Raw genomic sequence first — 6,693 nt, forward strand, 5'->3', positions numbered from 1 at the left:
ACGAAGAATTGATCATCGATGAACCTCAAATGGGCGTGCCATCGGGCATGGACGCCCCGCGCGCGGCCGATAAACGGCCGCAGCGCGACTTGCCGCAGATGATGCGCAAGATTCCCGTGACCCTGACCCTGGAAGTGGGCTCGGCCCGCATCTCGCTGCAGGAATTGATGTCGATCGGGCCGGCCAGCGTGATTGCGCTCGACGTGCTGGCGGGCGAGCCGCTCGTCATCAAGGTCAACGGCACCCCGATCGGGCGCGCCGAAGTGGTGGTGGCCGGCGAACAGTACGGGCTCAAGGTCATCGACCTCGACGGCCTGGACCTGGACCTGATCACCGCATGAGAAAGGGCGCACGGGGACGCGGAGCCGCGCTGGCCTTGCTGGCCGCCGGCCTGCTGCTGTGCGCGCCTGCCTCGGCCCAGGACTTGCTGGCCGGGGTGATCCCGGGCGCCAAGACCGACCTGACGGTCAAATCGCAGGTGCTGGTCCTGATGACCCTGCTTGGGCTATTGCCCATCATGATCATGATGATGACCTGTTTCACCCGCTTCGTGATCGTGCTCTCGCTGCTGCGCCAGGCGCTCGGCCTGCAGCAGGGTTTGCCGAACCGCATCATCACCGGCGTGGCCCTGATTCTCACCCTGCTGGTGATGCGCCCCATCGGCGACCAGATCTGGCGCGACGCCTTCGTCCCCTACGACCAGGACAAGATCGGCATGCAGGACGCCCTGAAGGTGGCCGAAGTGCCACTCTCGCGCTTCATGCTGGCCCAGACCAGCAAGGCCGCGCTGGCCCAGGTGGCGCACCTGGCGGGCGAACCGGCCGACCTGGCGCCCCAGAAGCGCGCGTTTACGGTCAAGCTGGCGGCATTCGTCTTGAGCGAACTGAAGACCGCGTTCCAGATCGGCGCCATGCTGTTCATTCCGTTTTTGATCATCGACCTGGTGGTGTCCTCGGTGCTGATGGCGATGGGCATGATGATGCTCTCGCCGCTGGTCATTTCCCTGCCGTTCAAGCTGCTGCTGTTCGTGCTGGTCGATGGCTGGACCCTGACCGTGAACACGCTGGTCGGCAGCATACGGCCGTTCTGAGGGCCGCACCTTGATGGGAGAAAGCCGATGACCCCCGACGTGGCCGTGGACCTGATGGTCGGAGCGCTGCAGATCGTCATGCTGATGGTGCTGGTGCTGGTGGTGCCGGGCCTGATCACCGGTTTGCTGGTGGCGCTGGTGCAGGCCGCCACCCAGATCAACGAGCAGACCCTGAGCTTTTTGCCGCGCCTCCTGGTGACCCTGCTGGCGGTGATCGTGGCCGGGCACTGGATGACGGCCTACCTGATGGATTACTGCGTCTCCGTCTTCCAGCGCGCCGCCGCCCTGGTCGGCTAGGCGCATGGAGCTGGCCGGCTACCTGCTGCCGCTGCTGAACGCCCTGTGGTGGCCGTTCATCCGCAACCTGGCGCTGCTGTCGTCGGCGCCGGTGGTGGGCGACATCCTGGTGCCGCTGCCGGTACGCGTGCTGCTGTCGCTGGTGCTGTCGTTCATGATGCTGCCGTTTTCCCCGGGCAATGCGGTGGTCGACCCGTTTTCCGTGCTCGGCATCGCCACCACCCTGGAGCAGGCCGTGATCGGCGGCGTGCTGGGGCTGGCCATGCACTTTTCCATGTCGGTGATCAATGTGCTCGGCTACCTGGTATCGAGCCAGATCGGCTTTTCGATGGCGCAGATGAACGATCCGGTCAACGGCACCGCCTCGGATGTGGTGTCGGGCATGCTGTCGCTGCTGGCCATCATCGTGTTTTTCGCCATCGATGGCCACCTGGTGCTGACCGGGGTGCTGGCGGCCAGCTTCAAGGCCTGGCCGGTGGGCGGCGGCTACGGCCCGGTGCTGCTGCATACCGTGGCGCTCAAGGCGGCCTGGATTTTCGCCGCCGCCATGCTGCTGGCGCTGCCGATCGTGTTTTCGACCCTGGTGGTGCAGCTCGGCTTCGGCCTGCTCAACCGGGTGGCGCCGTCGTTGAATCTGTTTTCGCTGGGCTTTTCGCTGACCACCCTGTTCGGCCTGATGATGCTGGTCCAGATCGTGCGTTTCATTCCCGAACACTACATTGCGATGAGCAACCAGGTGCTCGAACTGATTCAACAACAGATGAAGGCGGCCCATGGCTGACGACGCGAGCGGTGGCGACAAGACCGAAAAGGCGTCGCAGCAAAAGCTGCGCAAGGCCCGCGATGAAGGCCAGGTGGTGCGTTCGCGCGACCTGGGCACCGCCATCGGCATCCTGATCAGCCTGAAGCTGTTCGCCATGCTGCTGCCGACCTACCTGATCTCGTTTCGCAAGCTGTTCGACCTGGTCTTCATTCCGCTGGGCCCGGACGGGGCCATGGAAAACGCCATGTCGACCATCTTCAGCAGCGCCATGTGGCTGTTGATCAGCATGGTGCTGCCGCTGCTGGGCGTGCCGTTCGCGGTGGTGCTCTCGTCCCTCATTCCCGGCGGCTGGGTGATCAGCACCAAGCACTGGGAACCGAAAATGAACCGCCTCTCGCCGATGAAGAACCTCGGCAACCTGTTCACGGCCAAGCACGGCATCGGCGTGGCCACCTCGGTGGCCAAGGCGGTGGTGCTGGGCTGGGTGCTGGTGCACGTGAGCCGCTCGGGCATGAATGCCTTTGTCGAGCTGCAAAAAATGCCGCTCAGCGTGGCCCTGTCGACCGGCGCCGGCCTGATGCTCGACGCCCTGATGGCCATGTGCATGGTGTTCATCATGTTCGCCGTGCTCGACGTGCCGATGCAGGCGTTTTTGTTTGCGCGCAACCAGCGCATGAGCAAGCACGACCAGAAGGAAGAGCACAAGAGCAGCGAAGGCAAGCCCGAGGTGCGCCAGCGCATCCGCCAGCTGCAGCAACAGATGGCGCGCCGCAGCGTCAACAAGACCGTGCCCACCGCCGACGTAGTGATCGTCAACCCGGAACACTACGCGGTGGCGCTCAAGTATGAGTCCAGCCGCGCCGAAGCGCCCTTCGTGGTGGCCAAGGGGGTCGATGAAATGGCCCTGTACATCCGCCAGATTGCACGCCAGCACAATATAGAGACACTCGAACTGCCGCCCCTGGCGCGCGCGATCTACAATACCAGCCAGGTCCAGCAGCAAATTCCGGCCCAGCTGTACCAGGCCGTCTCGCAGGTGCTCAATTATGTGCTGCAACTGAACGCTTTCCGCGCCGGCCGGCGCAGCGCGCCGCCACGTTTTCCCAACGAGGTGGTCGTGCCATCTCATCTGAGTGAGGTTCCCGCCACATGAGTTTCCTGAACAGCCTGCTGGTCGAGTTGAAACGGCATAAATTTGCCACGCCGGTGTTCCTGCTGGTGATCCTGTCGATGATCATCCTGCCGCTGCCGCCGGTACTGCTCGACGTGCTGTTTACCTTCAACATCGTGCTGGCCCTGATCGTCATCCTGGTGTCGGTCTCGGCCAAGCGGCCGCTCGACTTCTCGGTGTTCCCGAGCGTCATTCTCGGCACCACCATGCTGCGCCTGACCCTGAACGTGGCCTCGACCCGGGTGGTGCTGCTGCACGGCCACGAGGGCAGCGACGCGGCCGGTAAAGTGATCGAAGCCTTCGCCAATGTGGTTATCGGCGGCAATTTCGTGGTCGGTTTCGTGGTGTTCGTGATTTTGATGATCATTAACTTCGCGGTGGTGACCAAGGGCGCCGAACGGATTTCCGAAGTGTCGGCGCGTTTCACCCTGGACGCGCTGCCGGGCAAGCAGATGGCCATCGACGCCGACCTCAACGCCGGCCTGATCAACCAGGAAAAAGCCCAGGTGCGGCGGCGCGACGTGGCCGCCGAAGCCGACTTCTATGGCGCCATGGACGGGGCGTCGAAGTTCGTGCGCGGCGACGCGGTCGCCAGTATCCTGATTTTGATCATCAACATGGTGGGCGGCGTGGCGATCGGCGCGCTGATGCACAACCTGTCGTTCGGCGACGCCTTCCGCATGTATGCGCTGCTGACCATCGGCGACGGCCTGGTGGCGCAGATTCCGGCGCTGCTGCTGTCGGCCGCGGCGGCGATCCTGGTGACCCGGATCAGCGATTCGGGCGATTTTGAACAGCAGGTCGGCGGGCAGTTGCTGGCCTCGCCGGCGGTGCTGTACAGCGCCTCGGGCATGATGCTGGCGCTGGCCATGGTGCCGGGCATGCCGTGGATGATGTTCGGCATTTTCGCCATCGTGCTCGGCTATGTGGGCTGGCGTCTGGGGCGCATGGTCAAGGCCCCCGACCAGGCCGGGGTGGCGGCCATCGAAGCGGCCCTGCGCGACGAGCGCGCGCCCGAGCTCGAATGGCAGCAATTACCCGCGGTGCAGCCCCTGACGGTGGCGGTGGGCTACAAGCTGGTCGGGCTGGTCGACGCCGCCCAGGGCGAGCCGCTGACCAAGCGCATCAAGGGCGTGCGCCAGAGCCTGTCGGAAGCGATGGGTCTGCTGCTGCCGCCGATCAATGTGCGCGACGACCTGTCGCTGCGTCCGACCCAGTATTCGATCATGCTCAGCGGCACCGTGGTGGCGGAAGCCGAAGTGGTGCCGGAATGCCTGATGGCGATTCCCTCGCCCTCGGTATACGGCCAGCTCGACGGCATTCCCGGAATCGAACCGGCCTACGGCATGGCCATCACCTGGATTGCGCCGGCCGAGAAGGCGCATGCGCTGGGGCTGGGCTACCAGGTGGTCGAGGTACCGAGCGCGATCGCCACGCACTGCTCGAAGGTGGTGCGCGATTACCTGCCGGATTTGTTCCGCCATGAAGACGTGCCGGCGATCCTGGAGCGGCTCACGGCGCTCTCGCCGAAACTGTCGTCGGCGCTGGACAAGGCGCTGACGCACACCCAGCTGCTGCGCGTATTCCGCGTGCTGCTGGCCGAAAATGTGTCGCTCAAGGATATCGTGGTGATCGGCACCACCTTGCTCGACAGCTCGGAAACGACCAAGGACCCGATTTTGCTGGCGGCCGAGGTGCGCTGCGCGCTGCGGCGCCAGATCGTCACGGCGCTGTTCGGCAAGAAGAAGGAAATGCCGGCGTTCAATCTGTCGGCCGAGCTGGAGAATATGCTGCTGGGTTCCCTGAACCAGGCGCGCCAGGGCGGGAAAGTCGCGCTCGACAATTTCCCGATCGATCCGCAGTTGCTCTCGCAGCTGCAGCTGAACATGCCGGTGGCGCGCGAGCAGATGAAGCAGCAGCAGAGTGCGCCGCTGCTGCTGGTACTGCCGCAGATCCGGCCATTGCTGGCGCGCTACGCGCGCCTGTTCGCGCCGGGATTGCATGTGCTTTCTTACAACGAGATCCCCGAAAACCGCGATGTGAGCATTGTCGGAACAGTCGGATAAGTTTCCTTATCGGCGGCCGGCGAACCGGGGCCAGACCTTAATGCCGTTAAGTTAAGCCGTTTTCTGACCACAAACTTCAAAACCGTCTTTCCCGCCTGCGCGGGAAGTCATTTCTGCCAATGGCAGGAATGACGGAGCTGAAGTTAGCGGCATTAGGGTCACGGCATTAGGGTCACGGCATTAGGGTCAGACCTCCGAATCGAAATGTTTTTATTTCTAATCGGAGGGCTGATCCCGGTTAGGAAATAATCGGAGGAGTGGCCCCGGTTCGCCAGCCACCGGTCAGGAAACACTGACCGGGAGGACGGCTCATGGTTCACCGTAAGCCATGTCGCCCGGCAGCGGCCCCTCGGTAAACCGCACCGTTGTCGCCGCCTCCGGCCTGGAGGTCCCTGCCAGCAGCAGCGCCACTTCCGCCATGGCCCGGAACAGCGGCGGGGGCAGGGCGGCGCTGATCTGGGACGAATACTGCTGCAGCGGCTTGCCCGGCCATATTCCCTGCCTGACGCTGGCACGCGCCAGGCGCAAACCGGCCAGTTCGATCGCCTGCTTGAGCGCCGGCAGCGCCTGGCGCAATAGCGCCACCGCGCGCGGATGCTCGGCCGCCAGTTCCATCAAGACGCCATCGACCAGTTCCAGCTGCACCGTGGCATGGCTGCCGTCGGCCAGCACGACATCGAGCCGTAACGCGGCCTTGGCGCGCTGGCGCCGGCTGGGCGGCGGATCGGGCATGCCGGTCAGCAGGCGCAGCGCCAGTTGCTGGCCGCCTGCGCCCGGCAGCACGAAACGCCACGCTTCCGGGTGCCACAACAAGGTTGCCTGATGCGGCACGGCGCTCGCCTGCATGGCTTGCTGAGGGCCCGACATCAACAGATTGCCCGACATGAACTGGGCCCGTCCCTGATGCTGCAAGGTGGCCAGCTGGGCCGCGTAGGCACGCACCATGGTGCGCCAGGCGTTGGCCAGGCTGGCGCCGTCGAGCACCGGCCAGGCCAGCTGGCGCGCCATGAAGACCTGGTCGGTGCGCATCGAGGCGCTTTCGTTCAGGTTGGCCGGCAGGCCGGCGCCCGACCCGGCCGTGGCCACCGGTTCGGAGACCGGCAGCGGCAAGCCCATGCCCGCGGCGCCCGCCTTGGCCGGCGCCGGCAGCAGCGACAGCGGCGCCAGCGGTGCAATCAGCGGCGCGCCCAGCGGTTGCGAATGAATGGTAGACATGGCGTTCACGCATGGTCAGGATAAAAAAAGAGCCAGCCGGGTGGCCGGCTGGCTCGGTCGTTGCCCGGCTGACTACGCCGGCGGCCGTGCC

General features: G+C 64.8%; 7 protein-coding genes. 6 read left to right on the forward strand and 1 reads right to left on the reverse strand.

Going from position 1 to position 6,693, the window contains the following annotated elements; all coding sequences use genetic code 11:
* Window positions 1–47: 47 nt before the first annotated feature.
* The 6 genes from RBA40_RS31880 to RBA40_RS31905 are packed head-to-tail and all read left to right on the forward strand — an operon-like array spanning window position 48 to window position 5,387.
* Complete coding sequence (locus tag RBA40_RS31880; protein ID WP_370663847.1) at window positions 48–341, forward strand: FliM/FliN family flagellar motor switch protein; 294 nt, start codon at window positions 48–50, stop codon at window positions 339–341.
* Window positions 338–1,090, forward strand: a complete 753-nt coding sequence (fliP, locus tag RBA40_RS31885; RefSeq protein WP_306652802.1) for a flagellar type III secretion system pore protein FliP — start codon at window positions 338–340, stop codon at window positions 1,088–1,090. Before RBA40_RS31880 ends, fliP begins: the two co-directional genes overlap by 4 nt.
* A gap of 27 nt (window positions 1,091–1,117) precedes the next feature.
* Complete coding sequence (locus tag RBA40_RS31890) at window positions 1,118–1,387, forward strand: flagellar biosynthetic protein FliQ (protein WP_099874639.1); 270 nt, start codon at window positions 1,118–1,120, stop codon at window positions 1,385–1,387.
* Between the two features lie 4 nt (window positions 1,388–1,391).
* Window positions 1,392–2,168, forward strand: coding sequence for a flagellar biosynthetic protein FliR (gene fliR, locus RBA40_RS31895; RefSeq protein ID WP_099874640.1), 777 nt, complete (start codon window positions 1,392–1,394; stop codon window positions 2,166–2,168).
* Window positions 2,161–3,303 (forward strand): EscU/YscU/HrcU family type III secretion system export apparatus switch protein, encoded by a 1,143-nt coding sequence (locus RBA40_RS31900; protein WP_306652803.1) that lies wholly within the window; start codon window positions 2,161–2,163, stop codon window positions 3,301–3,303. Before fliR ends, RBA40_RS31900 begins: the two co-directional genes overlap by 8 nt.
* Complete coding sequence (locus tag RBA40_RS31905) at window positions 3,300–5,387, forward strand: flagellar biosynthesis protein FlhA (protein ID WP_306652805.1); 2,088 nt, start codon at window positions 3,300–3,302, stop codon at window positions 5,385–5,387. Before RBA40_RS31900 ends, RBA40_RS31905 begins: the two co-directional genes overlap by 4 nt.
* 309 nt (window positions 5,388–5,696) lie before the next feature.
* On the opposite strand, the gene RBA40_RS31910 is transcribed toward RBA40_RS31905, so the two are convergent.
* Window positions 5,697–6,602, reverse strand: a complete 906-nt coding sequence (locus RBA40_RS31910; RefSeq protein ID WP_306652807.1) for a hypothetical protein — start codon at window positions 6,600–6,602, stop codon at window positions 5,697–5,699.
* Window positions 6,603–6,693 lie beyond the last annotated feature (91 nt).

The sequence above is a fragment of the Massilia pseudoviolaceinigra genome (assembly GCF_030846505.1).
Classification (GTDB): domain Bacteria; phylum Pseudomonadota; class Gammaproteobacteria; order Burkholderiales; family Burkholderiaceae_D; genus Telluria_A; species Telluria_A violaceinigra.